Raw genomic sequence first — 19,258 nt, 5'->3', positions numbered from 1 at the left:
ATGAGAATTGATGTCTTAACACTGTTCCCAAGAATGTTTGAAGGACCCCTAACAGAGTCTATCTTAGGAAAAGCGATTGAAAAAGAATTACTCGAAGTTAAAGTAACCAACTTTAGAGATTTTTCTGATAACAAACATCAAAATGTGGATGATTATCCGTATGGTGGTGGAGCCGGTATGCTTCTTAAAGTTCAGCCGATTGATAATGCTTTAACTAAAATAAGTGAAGAGAAACCTGATACAAAGAAACGTGTTATTTTATTAGACCCAGCGGGCAAGAAATTCGACCAAAAAATGGCGGAAGAATTTTCTGAAGAAGAACACTTAGTATTCATCTGTGGACACTACGAGGGCTATGATGAGCGCATTCGAAGCTATGTGACAGATGAAGTATCACTTGGTGACTATGTCTTGACTGGCGGTGAACTAGGAGCTATGGTCATGATTGATGCAACGGTTAGATTATTACCTGATGTTTTAGGAAATGACCAATCAGCGATTACGGATTCACACTCTACAGGCTTACTAGAACACCCACAATACACACGTCCTGCTGACTATAAAGGGATGGAAGTGCCAGAAGTTATCCGTAATGGTAACCATAAATTAATAGCAGAGTGGCAATTGAAAGAATCATTAAGACGCACATATCAAAGACGTCCAGAGATGTTAGATAAATTAGAGATGACCAAAGAGATGACCAAATTACTAGCTGAAGTGAAAAAAGAAGAGGCTAATAAGTAATTTGTAAAGAATTAACTCTTTACATCGTTATAAAGCTATGTTAAACTATTTTTTGAGTGCAAAAGTACTCAACTATTACGATATTCCGCTGTGACGTGCTCATATGAATGTTTGTTAAAAGGAGAAAGATAAAATGAATCCATTAATCGAAGCTATCACAAAAGATCAATTACGTAGTGATATCCCAGACTTCCGCCCAGGAGACACAGTTCGTGTTCATGCGAAAGTTGTAGAGGGTACTCGCGAGCGTATCCAGTTGTTTGAAGGTATTGTTATCAAACGTCAAGGTGCTGGAATCAGCGAAACTTATACAGTTCGTAAAATTTCTGGCGGTGTTGGTGTTGAGCGTACATTCCCAATCCACACTCCACGTGTTGCAGAAATCGAAGTAATCCGCCAAGGTAAAGTTCGTCGTGCGAAACTTTATTACATCCGCGAATTACACGGAAAAGCAGCTCGTATCAAAGAAATGCGTCGCAAATAGTCTCGACTATCTGCAAAGCGAACAAAGTCCTGAGAAATCAGGGCTTTTTCTTTTTGTCTAAAAATAGGTAAAGTTGCATAATTTTAATGTTAAACTTTTTTAAGAGTGTAGTAAAAAAATAGTTAGGTAAGTTATACTGTAAAAGAAATATTTAACTACATTGGTGGCTATTATAAGGCAGATAATTACTACCCATGAGGAGACCAAAATAAAATTTTCTAATAAGGCCATATTTTGGGTGTTTTATTTTAGCCTTTTTCATTTTTTCGATTGTCGATTATTAGTTGTATTGTAGATAGTGGTAATATATTAATAATAAGACTTGAGTATTATCACGTGCATAAAAAGCTAAATAACTTATTTAAAATAAAGTGAATAGAGAGGTTGGTTATGATAAATTTAATTTTTTATGGTGTAATTACTTTAGCAATCCTTTCTTTAGGGTTGCCTTTATATTCATTACTTTTTAAGAATAAAACCGTTAAAAATAGATGGTTATTAGTTAGTAGTTTTATTCTGTGCCCGTTATCGCTTTTTTCAATCGTTCTGTATTGTTACTTCTTAGTGAGAAACACTGATATTGCAACTTTAGAAGATACTATTAGCGGTTTAATAGTTGTAAGCAGTATTGTATTTATAGGAACAACTTTTTTAAACACAATACTATTTTTAATTAGTAAAAAGAACTCGTGTTACCAACTGTTTCCATGATTTCTGAAAATCCAATTAAGATAGATTTTTTTAAAATTACAATTAACACCAATTTAATTGAAGGTGTTTCAAGTAGTGAGTCATTATATACGATATCCTTAATGCAATGTATTTTTTCATTATATTATTTTTAGTATTTAATCTTTATTATTTGAAAAATGAAGACAGTAAATAAGGTTCTATAATAGGTATTTTGCTAGTTTAAGAGAGTTGTAAAGAATGAGACTACAAATTACTAAAAGCCCTTTACGAGAGGGACTGAACCCCTAAAATGAGACAGTAATAAAAACACTCGAAAATGGCGATACAATTACTACCTATACCACTACTAAAGTATGGCAATTGAATGTCCCAACTGAAGCAGTCCCTGTGAACCCAACCGAAGTTGGCAATAGCGAAATCCTAGCTAGTACTTTAAGAGAAGCATGAGCACAAGGGGACGTGATGCACAACGATGCGGAGTCGCAATTCTATTGGGCATGGTTTGCAGTCAATGAAGGTTCAGACGACAAAGTACGGGCATTCAAAACCGCTCCAGTCAAAATGACTGATGTCTCAATATGGTATACAATCGTATTTTATGTTGATTATATTTTATAAATTAAAGAAACGCTTGTATCTGTTATTTACGTTTCAAGCGTTTAAAATTTAAATACAGGAGTGGGAAAATTATGAAAAAAATATTTTTATCGACTATAATAGTAATGTGCTTAATAACGGTATCAGCTTGTTCAAGTAGTGATAAAGAAGTAGGTCGAACTAAAAGAAAAAATAATGAGGTGAGTTCCTCAAGTAGTACAGAGATTAGTTCAACAGATGATATGACAATGGCTGATTATGAAAATCAAAAAAAGTTAAACGATTACAGATTTATAATGACATCCTTGCTAAATATAATAATCAATCATATAGTACTCAACAGCATTCACAACTCCCATTTTCAGATGATACACTTCATAAAAGTGGTGTAAGACTATCAACTGTTCGGTATGGTAAAACTGATAATATAATTATTGCTTTTGATGAAGAGGGGATACAAGCCTTCTTAGTAAAGAATACGGCAGATTTAGAGTTTATAGAAAATAGTTTGTCGAATTTTTTAGGTAGTGAAATAACTATTAAAGATCAAAAAAATTATTGGTACAGAAAAATTTGTAAGAGGGGTAAACTACCCAAATGATACGAGTGAGTATTATATCCCAATAGTGACCGAGGAAATTAATTACTATCCTGAGAGCACAAGTGAAAATTGGTGAAATAATTTTTTGGAGGCTACAACGGAGTCTAGTATTAATAATATTACTGATGATGAATGAAAAACGCATATAGCGATTATTTATGTTAGGGTCAATATAGAATTCTGGAATTTATTCAAACAATGAGAATTAAACTAAAATGATTTTTTATAAAAAAGAAAATGGTCATGACATATAATTAAATTTTGTTTTTTTTGTACTTAAATAGATGATTAATGATATACTTAATTTTAGTAAGGTGCTAAAGAATGGAGAGATGAGTAGCTTGATAGGGTATTTAAGATTATTTTATTTCCACAAGACTGAAACATCAATATTAAACGATGCTGGCGAAGTACTTGTAGGGAATCGATTAGCTGATTCTACTATAAGTGAAACAATAGAAACTTTTTTTTATGGGCATGCTGATCAATGTAATGATGATCAAAATATACAAAACTTTAGATTTCAAAATCGTTTTTCTCAAGTAATCCAAAACACTTTGAATTCTTTTGGAAGCTTAGAGGATTTTGAAAGACATTCTCAATTAATAGCTGATAAATTAGCTAATTCACTAACAAATAATACGATGAGAAACAATTTCTATTTAATAATATTTTCTACGGAAATAAATAACAGAGACTGTTTATGTATTTTTAGAATGGAAGCGAATATAGGTATTCAAGTCACAGAAGAAATAACGTTAAATACGCTGGAAAGAATGTTACCAGACAAAAAATCTAGGTTACAGAAAGCAGCAATTATATTTAGAGAAGAAACAAATCTTTTTTATTCAGAAAATGAAGAAGCTGGCAATGAAAGAAACGCTATACATTCTAAAATAATTGATAGGGTAGATCCAGGTATATCTGGATATTTCTTTAAGAACTTTTTAGATAGTTACCGGGTGATTGATAAACCAGAATCAAGTGCGCAGATTGCAATTGAATCGATAGTTGAAGTATCTAGTAAGTATTTGCTTAATGAGGTAAGTAAAACAGATATAGAAGAGATGCTAAGAAAAGACCTTTCAGTTCAAAAAGAAACATCCTATAATTCATTAGTGGGAGTGATTTCAAGTCGTTTAGATAATAATAAACTACAAGCAGATCATTTAGATAATGAAAGTTTATCAACTAAGGTATACGAATATGCTAAATTAGTCAATAATACAGTGGTTCCTACTTTTGAGGCTAAGTACAGGTTTCCTCCTAAAGTGAAAATAACAGATAGTGAAGGAAAAGGAAGAATTTCAATAAGTTACTTCAAATCTCTACAAGATCAAGGTTTTGTATCTTGGGGGGTAGATGAAGATGATGAAAATTATTCAATACTACGTATTAATAATGATTTAATCGAAACAAGTTGACGTTTCCTTATATTAGAAAAGGGTGGATAGTATGGAAAATTTTGAGATAGGAAATTTACTGTCTATTTATAGTACGGAAGAACATTCAACTGTAATTAATATTAGTCCTGACTCCAAAAAAGATTATGTATATACTTTATATTTAACTCTGGATAAAGAAAAAACTTTATTATTTTCAGAAAATAGTAGAAAATATTGTAATGAAAAGGTAAAGATTTATATTAATGATTTTTCTTTACTAGAAGAGGATTATATTGATAAATTAACTGATAAAAATAGTATTAGTGTTACTTTTACCAATAAGCTAGTATCAACGGAAAAAAAATTAAGTTTCAAGAATACTGAAGATTTCAAAAAATATTTAAAATTATTTTTTGCAAATATAAAAATAGGTGATCTAGCTAAAGTTGAGAACAAAATAAATTTTGAAATCTTAGCAAATAGTGTTAATGATTTTTCTTCAAGCATTTTCTCTGTTAACTGTAACGAAAAAATTGAACTATACAGTATTTTTAAAAATGAGAGATTGTATAGGGATCAAAAAATTATTGGTATTATTGATACAGTTCCAGAAGAATTTAGAATTGGAAAAGAAGCTGACATCATTGCAGGTTTCTTGTCAATACTGTCAGATCGGATTATTAAGAAAGATAATAGCGAGGAATATGTTATAAGTTTAGGAAATCGCTCATATATAACGGCTGAGGATATTGAATTATCAGCAAAGACTATTGATAATTTATATGATATTCAAAAATTTATATTTAGAAGTTCAGAGAAATATTATGATCGTTTAAATATTTTTAGGAATATTTTTTCAGAAAAAATCGAAAATGAATGCAATATAACTGATGATTTATTATATCAAATACTAGAGGATTCAAAATTACATTATAAATTGTTTATTGGGGATAAAATAAAACAGTTTATTCAACAGAAACAAAAAATAACAGAAGATTATGTTAAGTTTAATGAAAATATTGTAAAGAGTATTAATAGTGCTACAGAGGAAATACCAAAGCAGTTACTGACAACAATAGGAATTATAATAACGACTTTCTTTTTAAAGGGAATAGACAAGAGTGATCAGATTTGGGTGGTCCCGTTGCTTGCATTAATATATTTTGGGACATATGTTATTTTTAAATGTAAAAAAGGATGGTTCTTCGAGTCAGAAAACTTTGAAAAGAAAAAACAGCTAATGGATGAATCGTATAAAGAATTATATACATTTGATGAAGAGTTTATAAAAAAGTTGAAAGAAGAGTATCTAGAACCCCCATTGTTTGAATTAAAAAAAATGGAAAGTTTAACGAGAGATACAGTGTTTTTTATTTTCGGATTAATAAGTATTTGTTTTTTGTGGGCATAGATATAGAAGTGTATTCAACTAACCTCTATCATTATTGGTTCAACTCATATCTTTTCTAGTCAATTTCTGTCTATATATATCAATCTTTAAAAGTCTAGAAGATTGATATAAAAGGATTTGAGAGTATAGAGAAGTATGTTATGTGGTAAGTTTCGTCCTCAAAACGTTAATCGATGTTATATCAACGATTCAAGACACTTTCCATTTTGTATGGAAGGTGTCTTTTTTTGTCGTGGTAATGAAAAAAGGGTCTTTGTCAATAAGGACTGATGAGTTAAATTAACAATGAACTATGAGAGAAAGGTTATCCTTTCTTTCATAGTTTTTTTGTTATGTTATTTTTATTAGTTGATTCATCATAAATACTCTTAATTTCATATTCTCAAATGATTTAAATCCATATGATACGCGCTTTAAGGTTTTTATATGTGTATTTTTAGCTTCAATTTTCCCATTTGAATAGGGATAAATCATCGAATTTCTAATACTTACTTCATATATTAAAAGGGTTTGGAGATTCTTGCGAAGTTCAGAATCTAAAGTTTGTGGTAATTCTTTTAAAAGAGTGAAAAATAAATCGTGCTTCTTCATTCTAAAAGCGTCCATGATATCGTGAAAGTAACGATAGGGATTCTTTAAAGGGGCAGAGTAATCCAGTAGACGATCAATCATCATCGCTTTCGTTTGTTTTTGGTCGTACATTAATCATATAGGAGAAAGGTATGTTTTTTAAGCCCTAAAATTAAAAAGGACTGATGGATCTAAAATTGATTCATCAGTCCTTTAAATTATAGAGCCCTATAAATTAATATAGTGGTTCTTCTTTTTGTTTTAATTCTTGCAGATATTCTAGTAATAATTTCTGTTGCTTTGGACTAAGATTTGAATAGTCTTCGATTAAATCAGAAGTATTTTTATCATTTCCGATAAAAATTTGTGGTGGGACTTTAAAGACATCTGCTATTTCAGGAAGTTTATCCATCTTAGGATTTCGTTCCCCAGTCCGCCAACGATTAATAGTTGTTCTATTTACATCAACAAGTTCAGCAAGTTCTTCATCTGAAATATTCTGTTGCTTCATTAAAAGGCTTAGTTTATCTGAAAAAATAGACATTATTGTTGTTCCTTCTTCCAAAAATATTGGGAGATTAAATTATAAATTTGTTGAGAATCTTTGGAATCAAGTTTAGTATCGTTAAATTTTATTGTTATGTTATTAAAAAATATTTTATCTAATTCAACTTCAGTTATCTTATGTTTGGTAGTGATTCCTAAGAGCGAATCAATGGATATATTAAATAAATCAGCTAATTGAATCAGAGCGCTGATATTGAGTTCATTTCTATCGTTTTCTATATGAGAGTATGCAGCACGTGTAATTCCTAATAAACTAGCAACTTCATTTTGAGTAAGTTTTCTTTTTTTACGTATCTGTCTTAATTGTTTACCAATTAATTTTTTATGCATTGGTATTTCACCGCCTTTAAGACTAAATACGCATTGATTTTAACTAAAACTATTTATAAAGTAGTTTTTTTGTTTTATCTGTAAACTAATTATTTTGATTAGTTAATAAGAAGTGGACATATCTTTTTAAATCAGATAGATTTTTTTCATCTAGTTTTTCTATAGCGATTAGGATATCTTTTTTATCGTTTAATGGTGTAATAAAGGTTGTAGCAGGGACGTTAAAGTATTTAGCTAATAAGGGCAAGGTATCCATATTAGGACTTCGAACACCTCTACGCCATCGATTTATTGTACTTCTATTCATATTTAAGTCCTCAGCTAGTTTGGAATCAGTTATATTTTTATCAAGCATGAGTTTATCCAGTTGTTTTCCAAATATTTCAACAATGTTATCTTCCACAATTATACCTCCATGTAGTTATAGTTAAGAGTATACTCTTTTTGTGCATTTAAAACAACGGAATGTTATTTAGTGGGTTGAAAGGACTTGTATAATAAAGTTGGGACACTTTGTAACATAAAAACTGTTGCTTTTTATGCACTAACGGAGTATTATCTTTTGTAGAGGGAGGTAAATGATTATGAACGATACATATATATCATTAAGAAAACAGCGAAATATTTCTATTTTTGAAGCTTCTCGTTTATTGGATATTTCCGTGGAGGACTATAGGTTAAAAGAATCTGGGCTGATTAATTTTGATTTGGATGAAGCTGATAAGTTGTCGAGTTATCTTGGTTTACCGATAACCGTAGTATTTATAGAATATTTTTTTTAAAATTCCTGTGCATTTTGTGCAACAAATCAAAGTGGTACTAATTAATATTTAATTGAATATAAAAAGAAAAGCACTTTAGCTAGGGACTAAAGTACTTACATAATTGATTCTGAACAAATTAATTGTACGGTATTTTTGTTTATACTGCAATCCTATAAGGAGCAGTTAGTCTGCTTAAAAATAAGACTTTTCTTGGGAGATACAACTATCCTTTAAATTTGTTGTAGCTGTAGGGGGACAATCTCGAAAGAGTAGCACAGTATAAAATCTTAGTTGATTTTATCCGATGCGGGAAACTTATGGGGCTATATGATGACTGAAAACCAATCGTTTATAAACTTTTATTTATATGTATATAGAAATGTTTAGTTAGTTAAGGTATAATAAATTTGAAAACGCAAACAAAAAAGGGGTAATTAAAATGGTAAGAAAAATTATTTTAGATTGTGATCCAGGTCATGATGATGCGATTGCTATGATTTTAGCTCATGGTAATCCAAACATAGAGCTTTTAGCTGTTACAACAGTAGTAGGAAATCAAACATTAGAAAAAGTAACGTATAATGCTCGAGCAGTTAGTACAATGATTAATATGACAGAAGTTCCTATCGCAGCAGGCTGTGAGCGTCCGTTAGTGAAAGAAATTGAAGTTGCTGAAGACATTCACGGTGAGTCAGGTTTAGATGGTCCTGAGTTACCTCAACCTGTTATGGAAGTATGTGGCAAACATGCAGTAGATGTGATTATAGATACTGTGATGAGTGAGCCAGCAGGAACAGTTACACTTTGTCCGACAGGTGGTCTGACTAATATTGCGATGGCAATTCGTAAAGAACCTAAAATTATTGAACGTGTACAAGAAGTTGTCTTGATGGGTGGCGGATACCATACAGGGAATTGGAGTGCCGTTTCAGAGTTCAACATCATTATTGACCCAGAATCTGCTCATATTGTCTTCAATGCACCGTGGAAAGTGACAATGGTAGGGTTAGATTTAACACACCAAGCGCTTGCTACACCTGAAGTTCGTGAAAAAATAAAAGCGATTAAGACAGTTCCTTCTCAATTTGTAGATGAGTTACTTGAGTTCTTTGGAACGATGTATAAGAAGAGCCAAGGCTTTGACTTCCCACCGGTACACGACCCATGTACTGTGGCGTATTTGATTGATCCAGCAGTTATGACAACAAAAGCTGTACCAGTTGATATTGAGCTGTATGGTAACTTAACAAGAGGGATGACCGTAGCTGATTTTAGATACCCAATACCAGAAAACTGTCATACACAAGTCGCAGTTGATTTAGATCATGAAAAGTTTTGGGATATGATTTATGACGCGCTAAAAAATATAGGCTAACAAAAAGCACCACTTTACCAAACGGTAGAGCGGTGCTTTTTAATTTAGTTAAAAAGAAGGGACTTTTTAGCAGTAAGAGTCTCTTCTGTTAGGTCTTTGCTAATCGGGTAAGGACTTTCAAGGCTTATTGATGCTGCAGCGTAAGCGTGGTGAAGGCTATCTTTCCATGTGTAATTCTTAGTTAGTGCCCACACAAGAGCTGCGGTAATAGAGCTTTCAGTCCCAAGTTTACTTGTAGATATGTCAGGAGTTGGGATATGAAAATTCTCCTCTTTGTTTTTAAAATACAGTCCCTCAATGGGAGAGTAGACAACAAGATTTTCAATCCCAGTATCAAGTAGTAAATCAAGTGATTGGTTTAAATCCATCTCTTTCTCCGTCAGTTCTTTGATGAGACCTTTTAAATCGTTAGGTGTCGTAATTAGCGTATTGATTTTATCAAGTTGGCTAAGTAATTTGTAGTTTTTATTTTCAGCTACAGTCGTAACAAAAAGTGGGACTTTACAGTTATCATATAGCCAATTAATAGCGTCTGCAGTTAGGTTGGTATCGATAATACAATATCTTGAATTATTAATAATCTCACTTTTTTCCTTTAAAAAGTCAGGAGTGATATGGTCATAAATCGCCATGTCTTCAATCGCAGCAGTGCGGTTTCCGTTATGGTCATCGATATATAAATAAGTAGAGGTTCTCTCGTTGGGTAATTCTTTAACGTACTGGATATTCATCCCGTGTTGTTGAGCATCCTGTTTAAATTTATTACCATTGATGTCATTTCCATGAACCGAAATAAAGTAGTTGGGAACGTTTAATTGAGTAAGGCCTAGTGAAATGTTTCGACCTGCACCACCTAGAGTAAAAGCAATAGTACCAGGATTAGGGTGGTTAGGTGAGAGCTGAGCAGAGGCGATACCTGAGATATCCATATTGATGCCACCGATAATTGTGACAAACTCGGATTCTTTGATGATATACCCTCGACCTTCGATGTATCCTTTTTTAGTTAAATTGAATATATGTGCAGCCACACCAGATCTAGAAATACCTAATTCCTCAGCGATTTCATTCTGTGAAATCAACGGATTAGCTAGTATTAAAGAAAGTATTTCACGTTCTCTTTCAGTCATTTCCTCACCTCTTCATTTTATAAATTAAGTATAGGTTAAAAATAGCCCAAAATCAAACGAGGGTAAGGGGTTAGTAGTCAATTGTCTGTCGGAAATATTATTAAGTTAAGGAGGCTTTATATGTGTAGTCAACCGTATGCTGTTGTTTTAGGTGGACTGAATATGGATATAGCTGGCATTTCAGGAGAGCTGTACCGTGAACATGATTCAAATATTGGTAGGATTACCCTGACTGATGGTGGCGTAGGGCAAAATATCGCTCAAAATATGGTCAAGTTAGAAGTTCCTACCTATTTGATTACAGTTTTTGGAGACGATGAGTTTGGAGAAATATTGAGGCGTAACTGTATAGCCAAAGGGATTAAGTTAGATTGTGCCGAGAAGCTTATAGGAAAGGCGAGTTCAACCTACTTATATGTAACAGATGGAAAGGGAGATATGGTATCTGGAGTAAATGATATGGCAATTATTAAATACATGACTCCAGAATTTTTTGAAAGAAGAATAGATTTTATAAATCAGTCAAAATTATGTGTGATTGATGGAAATTTAGAACAAGAATCAATAGAATGGTTAGCCGATCATGTGACGGTTCCTCTATTTGTTGATCCTGTCTCTGTCGCTAAGGCGAAACGATTTGAATCGGTATTGAATAGAGTAGATACTTTTAAGCCAAATGAGATTGAAGCAGAATTATTTACAGGGATTAAAGTAGTAGATGAGGAAACAGGAAAGAAAGCAGCTCAAAAATTAGTTGAGCTAGGTGTCACAAATGCTTTTATTTCATTAGGTGAACATGGCATTATCTGTGCTAACGAAAATGATGTAACAAGTGTTCCTATTTTAAAAAGTAAGGTTGTAAGTTGTAACGGTGCTGGGGACTGTAGTATGGCAACTATTGCATGGGCAAGATTCTTTTACGGTGAAACCTTGAGTTTAGTAGAAGTCGCTCAACTTACCCAAGCTGCAGCTAGTATTACTGTAGAGAGTATTGATGCTGTCTCAGACTACCTTGCCGTTAGAACTGTAGTTAAACGTGCGCAGGAGTTTAATGTGACGGACTAAAATAATAAAAATAAAGGAGACAGAATGACTATGATTAAACAAATTTATTCTTTAATTACTTATGAGGAAAGTGTTCAGACTATGGAAGATGGGGCAGACCATATTGGATTAGTTCCAATGCAAAATGGTGGTGTACCTGCTCATCGAGTTGCACATGATTTAGTGGATAAGATTTTTGATGAAGCCAAACGCCGTGGGATTAAAACCGTTGCGATAATGCTTAACAAAGATACAGAAGAAATGATTGAAATTGCTAAGAGGGTGAAACCGGATATTCTTCATATTGCAGGGATGGATTATACTGCTGATGCGACTTTTGCTAAGGCATTAAAAGAAGCTTGTCCAGGAATTGAGCTGATGCAAGCAGTCTTAGTAGATGGGCCTGAAGCTATCGAAAGAGCTAAAAATTATGCTGAATTTTCTGATTATTTACTGACAGATTCAGGTTTAGCTGAAGATACAGGTATTGGTGCAAGCGGAGAAACACATGATTGGGCGATTGATGCTGAGATAGTTAGAAGTGTTGATATTCCAGTGATTATTGCAGGTGGTTTAGGTGCTGATAATGTAGAGGAATGTATTCGTCAAATTAAACCTTATGGCGTCGATTCGTTGAGTAAAACAAGTTTGAAATATGAAGGTGGGCATATGGAAAAAATCAGTGAACAAGTGAAATTATTCTGTGAAAGAGCTGATAAGGCGGCTAAGGAATTAGGTTTGTAATTCTTGAAACTCATTAAATTTGATTCGATTACACCTAAGAAATTAGTTATCTCACTCATTGGAATTTTTTTAGTTTGTATTGGTGTAGCATTCAATAACAATACACTGTTTGGCAATGATCCAGTAGGGATTGTCTATGATGGACTTAGGGTTTACCTAAGTCTTGGACATTCTCAATTAGGGGTAGTGTCTAACTATATGAATATCGGTTTAATTATTATTTTATTTAGTTTCGGTAGAAGGTATCTAAATGTGGGAACTTTGCTGTATTTGATTCCGTATGGCTTTTTTATCTCCATCGGGAGTCATCTTTATCCGTTGATTTTTAATAATGCTAGTATAATCCAGCGTTATTTAGGAGGATTTAGTGGAATAAGTCTGTATTACATTGGTATTAGCTTATTTGTCGCCAGCGATATAGGTGTTGATCCGTTTAATGGCATCATGTTAACGATTAGAGACCGAGCACGTTGGAGTATTAGAAAATCAAAAATTGTAATGGATATCATTTTAATTATTATAGGTTTAAGTTTAGGCGGGAAGTTTGGTGTTATTACAGTATTAACAGCACTTACAACAGGTCCGACTATTCAGTTTTTAAGTCAGTACTTTGGCTTTTATCTTTATGGACAAGCAAAAGACTAGGGGGCGTTATATTTGGAATTTAAATTAGAACAAAAAGTAAAAGTAGTAGTCACAGATAATTTATCAAAAACCATAATTGAAGTATTGAAAGAAGCTTCTTATAAGAAACCTTTTATTGTTATGGATTCATTCTTAAATAACACAACGATTGTCAGTCAGTTAAAAGAAAATCTATCGAACGAAGGAATAGATTTTTTAATTTACGACAAAATAGTATCAGATCCACCAACGACTTTAGTAGATGAAGGAGCTGCTATTTGTGTGAGTCATCATTGTGATTCGATTATTGCGATAGGTGGAGGAAGTTCGATTGACGTCGCTCGTGGTATTAATATTTTAAAATATAATGGACGGAAAATTAAAGATTATGTGGGTTTTGAAGGAGAAATAAAAACATGTCATGGATTAATAGCTGTCCCGACTACATCAGGAACAGGTAGCGAGTTATCAAATGCTCTGATAGTAACAGATTCTGAAACAAATGAGAAACTAGCAGTGTTATCAGATAATGCTATGAGTGATTATGCGGTCCTCAATCCAGAATTATTAATGTCACTTCCTAAAAATATGACGATTGCAACAGGACTAGATACATTTTCCCATGCAGCAGAAGGGTATACTTCTAATTTAGCCAGTCCAGTAACAGATGCTATTTGCGAAAAAATTATGTATTTAGTGGTTAAGTATCTACCTTTGGCTGTGGAAGATGGATATAATCGCGAAGCTAGAGAACGTATGATGGTTGCTGCAGCTCTAGGCGGTTGGATGTTGACTAATTGTGGAACCCATATTGGTCATTCTACAGCTCATATTTTAGGTTCAGCGTATAAAATTCCCCATGGTATGGCATGTGCGTATGCATTACCTGGAGCATTAGACTTTGTTTTGCCTGTTCTACCTAAAAAAATAAAAGAAATTGGTTTTATTTTAGGAGCAACTTTTCCAGAAGATGCTACAGTAGAAGAAATTTCTTTAATCACAACCGCGGCTTATTGTGAATTTAGAGATGATATTCTCGGTATGGCACCATTCTCTGAGTTGGGAATTAATCAATCAGAATTATTGAAACATGCAAATAGTATAGTAGAAGAGCGTTTTGCGGGGAATACGCCACGAAAAGTTGAGTTGGAGGATGCAGTAGAATTGTTGAAAAAACTATAAAAGGTGTGATAAAGAATGAGTATTATTAAAGGAATAGTCGCTTTATTATTTATATTTGCATTGGGTTTTTTAGTCAGTTCTGATAGAAAGAATATCAGATATAAACAAATGGCTCGAATGGTTATTTTACAATTGGTTATTTCATTTGTTTGTTTACACACGATGGGTGGGATAAAGGCACTATCAAGTGTTTCAGGATTTTTCAGTTGGTTAATGAATCAAGCCGCAGGGGGAACGGATTTTGTATTTGGTGGTTTTGAATTCACTCCAGGTGGATCAGTATTTTTTCTTAATGTTTTAATGCCAGTGGTTTTCATTTCTGCATTAGTTGGTATCTTAAATTATATTAAGGTCTTACCATTTGTTATAAAATGGGTAGGCAGAGGGATAAGTAAAATAACAGGTATGGGGGAATTAGAAAGTTATTTTTCAATTTCGACAGCTGTCTTAGGCCAGCCAGAAGTTTTTCTAACAATTAAGGAACAAATACCAAAACTAAGTACTAAGCAATTGTATACAATATGCGCATCAGGTTTGTCAGCAGTCAGTGCAGCGATGTTAGCTGGTTATATGGAGATGGTGGAAGGTAAGTTTGTTGTAGTGGCAGTATTTTTAAATATTTTCTCTGCACTTATTATTTCATGTGTCGTTAATCCATATGATCCTAAGGATGAAGAGGTTGTTGAGGCAACAATTAGTGAAATCAAAGAGAAAGAACCTTTTTTTCAAATGTTAGGGACGTATATTCTAGACGGCTTTCATTTAGCGATAACGGTAGCTGCAATGCTAATAGGTTTTGTTGCACTAGTTACATTTTTAAATAATTCATTTGATTTCCTATTTCATATCACATTTACTGAAATTTTAGGATGGGTCTTCTCCCCAATCGCCTTTATTATAGGAGACCCTCACGAGGATATGGTTAAAGTTGGTGGTATTATGGCTACAAAATTAATCACGAACGAGTTTGTTGCTATGGGGAATTTGGGTGAGATTGTACACTCTTTAACACCTAAAGGCGCAGCTATTATTTCAACTTATCTAGTAAGTTTTGCAAACTTTGGAACAGTAGGGATAATCTCAGGCTCAATTTCAGCTATTGATAAAACACAAGGTATGAAAGTAGCTAAATTTTCTATGAAATTATTATTAGGTGCAACAATGGCATCATTACTAACAGCGTCGATAGTAGGGATTTTCTTCTAATAGTTTGGACATAAATTAAAAACAAGCTCTGAGAAATCAGGGCTTATTTTTTGTTATTTTAAAATAAATTTCAAGTTACTGATGTATGTAAGAAGTGTTAGTTTTAAGGAGGAAAAGTAGAATAGATAGTTTTGAATTAAGCAATAGATGCTGTTATATAAGTATTGCCATGATTTTATTAGCTATAAGTAGTGCTATAATGAAGCTATAAACGGGCCATAGTTAGGTAGCTAGAATGGAGATGTTTTGTAATGAAAAATAGTCGGTTTAAATTTCTTGTTCTTCTAATAATTGCAATAGGTAGTGTGGTAACAGTTCAATTATATTCTCAAAAATCAAGTGTAAATCATAATAGGGTCACAGATGTTAATTTATCAAAAGTGAGTAACTTAAACACAGATGAAGTGAGATCACTATATGATTATGCTATAAAAAAAGATATCATTGATCCGAAAAAATATCTCTTTTCACATTTTGTTAAGGATGAAAAAAATAGGTTTAGAAACATGTATGAACAATTCAAAAAAGATGTTGATACAAAAGATAACCCAGTATCTTATAGAGATTGGTTAGAAATGAATAATTTTGGAGTGATGCCTGATACTAAAGAATCAATTTATGATTTTTAAGATAAAAACATTTAATAAATTTATGAGAGAGAATCATGTTTACACTTGGTTCTCTTTTTTATTCATTACTTATAATTCTTAAAATTTAATGCCTTATTACTGTTTACCTCAACTCAAAATGATATGATTAAGACAGTTAAAAATACTTAATCACACAAATGGAGGATTTTAAGATGAAGATGGTTATTTTAGATGGCTATGGTTTAAATCCAGGAGATTTAAGTTGGAAAGGTTTGGAAGAATACGGAGAGTTAACGGTGTTTGACCGAACAGATATAACGGATAATACATTGATTATTGAGCGTATAGGGAAATCAGAGATGGTTTTTACAAATAAAGTTCCAATAACAGATGAGATTATGGAGGCTTGTCCAAGTCTTAAGTATGTTGGTGTATTTGCGACAGGATATAACGTTATTGATATCGAAGCGGCTAAAGCAAGAGGAATTGTTGTATCAAATATTCCGAGTTACGGGACAGATGCGGTAGCTCAGTTTACATGGGCGTTATTACTAGAGATTGCAAGCCAAGTTGGACGACACAATCAATCGGTAGCGAGTGGCGACTGGGAAAATAGTATTGATTTTACCTATTGGAAAACACCTTTGTTAGAATTAGCAGGGAAAACAATCGGGCTAATAGGCTATGGTAAAATCGCTCAAGCGGTTGCTGAGATTGCCAGAGCCTTTAAGATGAGTGTTATTTATTATAACCACCGTCCTAAAGAGTCAGGGAGTACATTTATTAAGCAAGTCACGTTAGAGGAACTATACGAAAAATCAGATGTGATCAGTTTGCATGTCCCTCAATTTTCTGAAACAATGGAAATGATAAATGAAGAGGCGATTAATCAAATGAAATCAGATGTTATTTTAATTAATACATCAAGAGGTGGTTTGATTGATGAACAGGCGGTAGCGGATGGTTTAAATAACGGTAAACTTCGAGCATACGGTGCGGACGTTGTTTCTCATGAACCTATTCTTTCAGAGAATCCTTTATTAAAAGCTAAAAACTGTTATTTAACGCCTCATATTGCATGGGCACCAGTTGAAGCAAGAGAACGATTATTATCAATCGCAGTAGAAAATGTGAAACAGTTTCTAAACGGTACGCCTCAGAATAATGTGGCAAATTAAAACGAACAAAGGTGGTTTATAGTGATGAATATTGTGGTGTATTGCGGGGCTAACTCAGGAAATAATAAAGAATATACATTAGCAGCTGAAAAACTAGGAGCATGGATTGCTAAAAATAATAACAGTTTAGTATACGGTGGAGGAGCAGTTGGATTGATGCAAACGATTGCCGATTCTGTATTACATAACAAAGGTGAGGTAACGGGAGTGATGCCTGAATTCTTAGCAGCTAGGGAGATTGCGCATAAAGAATTGACGAAATTGATTGTAGTAGAAACGATGTCAGAACGAAAGCAAAAGATGATCGAATTAGGAGATGCTTTTATAGCCTTGCCAGGAGGACCAGGTACACTCGAAGAAATAACAGAGGTTGTCTCTTGGGCACGCTTGGGAAAAAATAACAGTCCGTGTATTTTCTATAATTACAATGGGTTTTATAATTCGATTATGAATCTCTACGATACGATGGTTCAAGAAGGATTTCTTACCCAACAAGACCGTGATAAGGTTCTATTTTCAGATTCACTTGAAGAAATTCGTTCGTTTATAAACGATTACACACCGCCTGAAATTCGTCAGTATTAAAAGCATAAGTATAAATGTATCAGACTCTCAGTTTACAGCTGAGAGCTTTTTTATTTATAATTATTTTTTACCTAATAGTGATGATATGTGTTGAAAATATAATAACGAAAACCGTTTTTTTCATAGTAAAATAAATTGTCTATTAAATAGTCGAAATAGTTGACACTGTGCTATCATTAGTGGTTTGATTAAGAAGAAGAGTCATGTGTCTAAAGACTATTACATATCACGCAAAAGGATGATGGCTAAATGAAAAGAATACTTGTAGTCTTAACCAATCAAGCAACGTACGGTCATAAAAATGAAGCAACAGGTTTATGGTTAGGTGAAGCTACTGAGTTTGTAGAAGAAGTGACAAAGAAAGGCTATAAAGTAGATTATGTGAGCCCTAGAGGTGGTTATGTGCCGATAGATCCACGTAGTATGAGCTATGCTAAGGATGGAGATTTTATTATCTACCAAAGAGAAGACTTTCAGGAAAGAGCGCTAAGTCGTTCACTAAAACCGAGTCAGGTGAATGCTAAAGATTATGGTGCGATTTACTACACAGGTGGACATGGTGTGATGTGGGATTTTCCGCATAATCAAAAACTCCAAGAGTTAACTCGTGATATCTATGAACAAGGTGGTTATGTGACCTCAGTTTGTCACGGTATAGCGGGGCTTTTACATGTTAAAACCAGTGAAAGAAAGTATCTTATACAAGGTAAAAAAATCACAGGATTTACAACGACTGAAGAAAGGTTAAGTGGTAAAAAATCAGTTGTTCCTTTTTTAAATCAAAAAATAGCAAAGAAGCACCATGCTATCTTTGTGAAAAAGCGTTTGTTTAAAAGTCATGTGGTGAAGGATGATAGGCTTATAACAGGTCAAAATCCACAGTCAGCACGTGCTGTTGCTTTAAAATTACTCAAGTATTTGTAGCCCTATTCTTATGAGTTGACTGTAATACAGATAGAGGTATAATAGAATTAATTAAATAACTAAATTGCTACCGAGCAAGAGAGTACCGAATTTCCGTAGGTCTAAGTGGAAATTTGGTGCTCTCTTTTTTTAGTTGAAAGGAGGGAAGTAAAATGGCATGGCTACATCTTTTAATAGCAGGTGGTCTAGAAGTTCTATGGGCGACGACGATGAAAATGAGTGAAGGGTTTAGTAAGTTAAATTATTCATTACTGACACTAGTTGGGATGATTGCAAGTTTTTATTTTTTATCAAAAGCAATTAAAATCTTACCCATGAGTCTAGCTTATCCAGTATGGACAGGTATCGGAGCTTTTGGTTCGATTTTGGTTGGTGTGCTAGTGTTTAAAGACACGTTGTCTATCAAAACAATGTTTTTCGTTGGCTTATTATTGATTGGTATTATTGGAATAAAGGTAACAAGTCAAAATTAATGACAGAGAAAGTCTCTATTAAGTTAGAGGCTTTTTTTGTTCGGTTAAATGAGATTG

The 19,258-nt window shown here is 33.2% G+C and carries 22 protein-coding genes and 1 pseudogene; 18 read left to right on the top strand and 5 right to left on the bottom strand.

Translation table 11 applies throughout. The features are described 5' to 3' along the window. The 6 genes from trmD (at position 1) to CBF31_RS02770 (ending at position 5,915) form a co-directional block, all read left to right on the top strand. Positions 1–744, top strand: a complete 744-nt coding sequence (gene trmD, locus CBF31_RS02790) for a tRNA (guanosine(37)-N1)-methyltransferase TrmD (protein ID WP_126830752.1) — start codon at positions 1–3, stop codon at positions 742–744. Between the two features lie 133 nt (positions 745–877). After that, entirely contained in the window at positions 878–1,228 is a 351-nt protein-coding gene (gene rplS / locus CBF31_RS02785; protein ID WP_126830750.1) for a 50S ribosomal protein L19, read from the top strand. Positions 1,229–2,383: 1,155 nt separating this feature from the next. Continuing rightward, positions 2,384–2,539, top strand: coding sequence for a hypothetical protein (locus CBF31_RS11010; RefSeq protein WP_170167853.1), 156 nt, complete (start codon positions 2,384–2,386; stop codon positions 2,537–2,539). A gap of 71 nt (positions 2,540–2,610) precedes the next feature. Continuing rightward, positions 2,611–2,910 carry a hypothetical protein gene (locus CBF31_RS02780; protein WP_126830747.1) on the top strand — a complete coding sequence of 100 codons (300 nt, stop codon included), beginning with the start codon at positions 2,611–2,613 and terminating at the stop codon, positions 2,908–2,910. A 550-nt stretch (positions 2,911–3,460) separates the two neighbouring features. Beyond that, on the top strand, positions 3,461–4,543 hold the full coding sequence (locus CBF31_RS02775) for a nucleoid-associated protein (protein ID WP_170167852.1): 1,083 nt from the start codon (positions 3,461–3,463) through the stop codon (positions 4,541–4,543). A gap of 31 nt (positions 4,544–4,574) precedes the next feature. Continuing rightward, a complete protein-coding gene (locus tag CBF31_RS02770; RefSeq protein ID WP_126830744.1) occupies positions 4,575–5,915 on the top strand; it encodes a hypothetical protein in 1,341 nt (446 codons plus the stop codon). 330 nt (positions 5,916–6,245) lie between these two features. Here CBF31_RS02770 and CBF31_RS11185 read toward each other — a convergent pair. From CBF31_RS11185 to CBF31_RS02750, 4 genes and pseudogenes are all read right to left on the bottom strand, one after another. Beyond that, a pseudogene (locus tag CBF31_RS11185) lies at positions 6,246–6,599 on the bottom strand (transposase); the annotation flags it as partial. Between the two features lie 121 nt (positions 6,600–6,720). Beyond that, a complete protein-coding gene (locus CBF31_RS02760) occupies positions 6,721–7,029 on the bottom strand; it encodes a helix-turn-helix domain-containing protein (RefSeq protein ID WP_126830740.1) in 309 nt (102 codons plus the stop codon). After that, a complete protein-coding gene (locus tag CBF31_RS02755) occupies positions 7,029–7,382 on the bottom strand; it encodes a helix-turn-helix domain-containing protein (RefSeq protein WP_126830738.1) in 354 nt (117 codons plus the stop codon). The genes CBF31_RS02760 and CBF31_RS02755 overlap by 1 nt, the downstream gene beginning before the upstream one ends. Before the next feature lie 85 nt (positions 7,383–7,467). Then, positions 7,468–7,785: a helix-turn-helix domain-containing protein gene (locus CBF31_RS02750; protein ID WP_126830736.1), complete on the bottom strand. Its 318-nt coding sequence runs from the start codon at positions 7,783–7,785 to the stop codon at positions 7,468–7,470. A gap of 181 nt (positions 7,786–7,966) precedes the next feature. On the opposite strand from CBF31_RS02750, the gene CBF31_RS02745 reads away from it, so the two are divergent. Together CBF31_RS02745 and uriH are read left to right on the top strand one after the other, a co-directional pair. Beyond that, positions 7,967–8,164: a helix-turn-helix domain-containing protein gene (locus CBF31_RS02745; RefSeq protein WP_126830734.1), complete on the top strand. Its 198-nt coding sequence runs from the start codon at positions 7,967–7,969 to the stop codon at positions 8,162–8,164. Positions 8,165–8,585: 421 nt separating this feature from the next. Next, complete coding sequence (gene uriH / locus CBF31_RS02740; protein WP_126830732.1) at positions 8,586–9,521, top strand: uridine-preferring nucleoside hydrolase UriH; 936 nt, start codon at positions 8,586–8,588, stop codon at positions 9,519–9,521. A gap of 44 nt (positions 9,522–9,565) precedes the next feature. Here the strand turns inward: uriH and CBF31_RS02735 are convergent, their stop codons facing one another. Next, positions 9,566–10,651, bottom strand: a complete 1,086-nt coding sequence (locus CBF31_RS02735; protein WP_126830731.1) for a PfkB family carbohydrate kinase — start codon at positions 10,649–10,651, stop codon at positions 9,566–9,568. Positions 10,652–10,771: 120 nt separating this feature from the next. On the opposite strand from CBF31_RS02735, the gene CBF31_RS02730 reads away from it, so the two are divergent. The 10 genes from CBF31_RS02730 to CBF31_RS02685 all read left to right on the top strand — a co-directional run bounded on the left by CBF31_RS02730 (position 10,772) and on the right by CBF31_RS02685 (position 19,201). Beyond that, on the top strand, positions 10,772–11,716 hold the full coding sequence (locus CBF31_RS02730; protein ID WP_126830729.1) for a carbohydrate kinase family protein: 945 nt from the start codon (positions 10,772–10,774) through the stop codon (positions 11,714–11,716). A gap of 30 nt (positions 11,717–11,746) precedes the next feature. After that, a complete protein-coding gene (locus CBF31_RS02725) occupies positions 11,747–12,439 on the top strand; it encodes a phosphoribosylanthranilate isomerase (protein WP_126830727.1) in 693 nt (230 codons plus the stop codon). Between the two features lie 3 nt (positions 12,440–12,442). Next, positions 12,443–13,084 (top strand): DUF6198 family protein, encoded by a 642-nt coding sequence (locus tag CBF31_RS02720; protein ID WP_245977903.1) that lies wholly within the window; start codon positions 12,443–12,445, stop codon positions 13,082–13,084. 12 nt (positions 13,085–13,096) lie between these two features. After that, positions 13,097–14,245 (top strand): iron-containing alcohol dehydrogenase, encoded by a 1,149-nt coding sequence (locus CBF31_RS02715; RefSeq protein ID WP_126830725.1) that lies wholly within the window; start codon positions 13,097–13,099, stop codon positions 14,243–14,245. A gap of 15 nt (positions 14,246–14,260) precedes the next feature. Then, a complete protein-coding gene (locus CBF31_RS02710) occupies positions 14,261–15,451 on the top strand; it encodes a NupC/NupG family nucleoside CNT transporter (RefSeq protein ID WP_126830723.1) in 1,191 nt (396 codons plus the stop codon). Between the two features lie 251 nt (positions 15,452–15,702). Next, positions 15,703–16,080 carry a hypothetical protein gene (locus CBF31_RS02705; protein ID WP_126830721.1) on the top strand — a complete coding sequence of 126 codons (378 nt, stop codon included), beginning with the start codon at positions 15,703–15,705 and terminating at the stop codon, positions 16,078–16,080. A 173-nt stretch (positions 16,081–16,253) separates the two neighbouring features. After that, positions 16,254–17,219, top strand: coding sequence for a D-2-hydroxyacid dehydrogenase (locus tag CBF31_RS02700; protein ID WP_126830719.1), 966 nt, complete (start codon positions 16,254–16,256; stop codon positions 17,217–17,219). Between the two features lie 24 nt (positions 17,220–17,243). Next, positions 17,244–17,804 carry an LOG family protein gene (locus CBF31_RS02695; protein WP_126831166.1) on the top strand — a complete coding sequence of 187 codons (561 nt, stop codon included), beginning with the start codon at positions 17,244–17,246 and terminating at the stop codon, positions 17,802–17,804. A 249-nt stretch (positions 17,805–18,053) separates the two neighbouring features. Beyond that, positions 18,054–18,728: a type 1 glutamine amidotransferase domain-containing protein gene (locus CBF31_RS02690; RefSeq protein ID WP_126830717.1), complete on the top strand. Its 675-nt coding sequence runs from the start codon at positions 18,054–18,056 to the stop codon at positions 18,726–18,728. Positions 18,729–18,880: 152 nt separating this feature from the next. Next, positions 18,881–19,201, top strand: coding sequence for a DMT family transporter (locus CBF31_RS02685; RefSeq protein ID WP_126830715.1), 321 nt, complete (start codon positions 18,881–18,883; stop codon positions 19,199–19,201). Positions 19,202–19,258: the final 57 nt, after the last annotated feature.

The sequence above is a fragment of the Vagococcus fessus genome (assembly GCF_003987565.1).
Lineage (GTDB): Bacteria > Bacillota > Bacilli > Lactobacillales > Vagococcaceae > Vagococcus_D > Vagococcus_D fessus.
The sequence above is the reverse complement of the archived record's forward strand: the minus strand, read 5'-3'. Positions and strand labels throughout refer to the sequence as shown.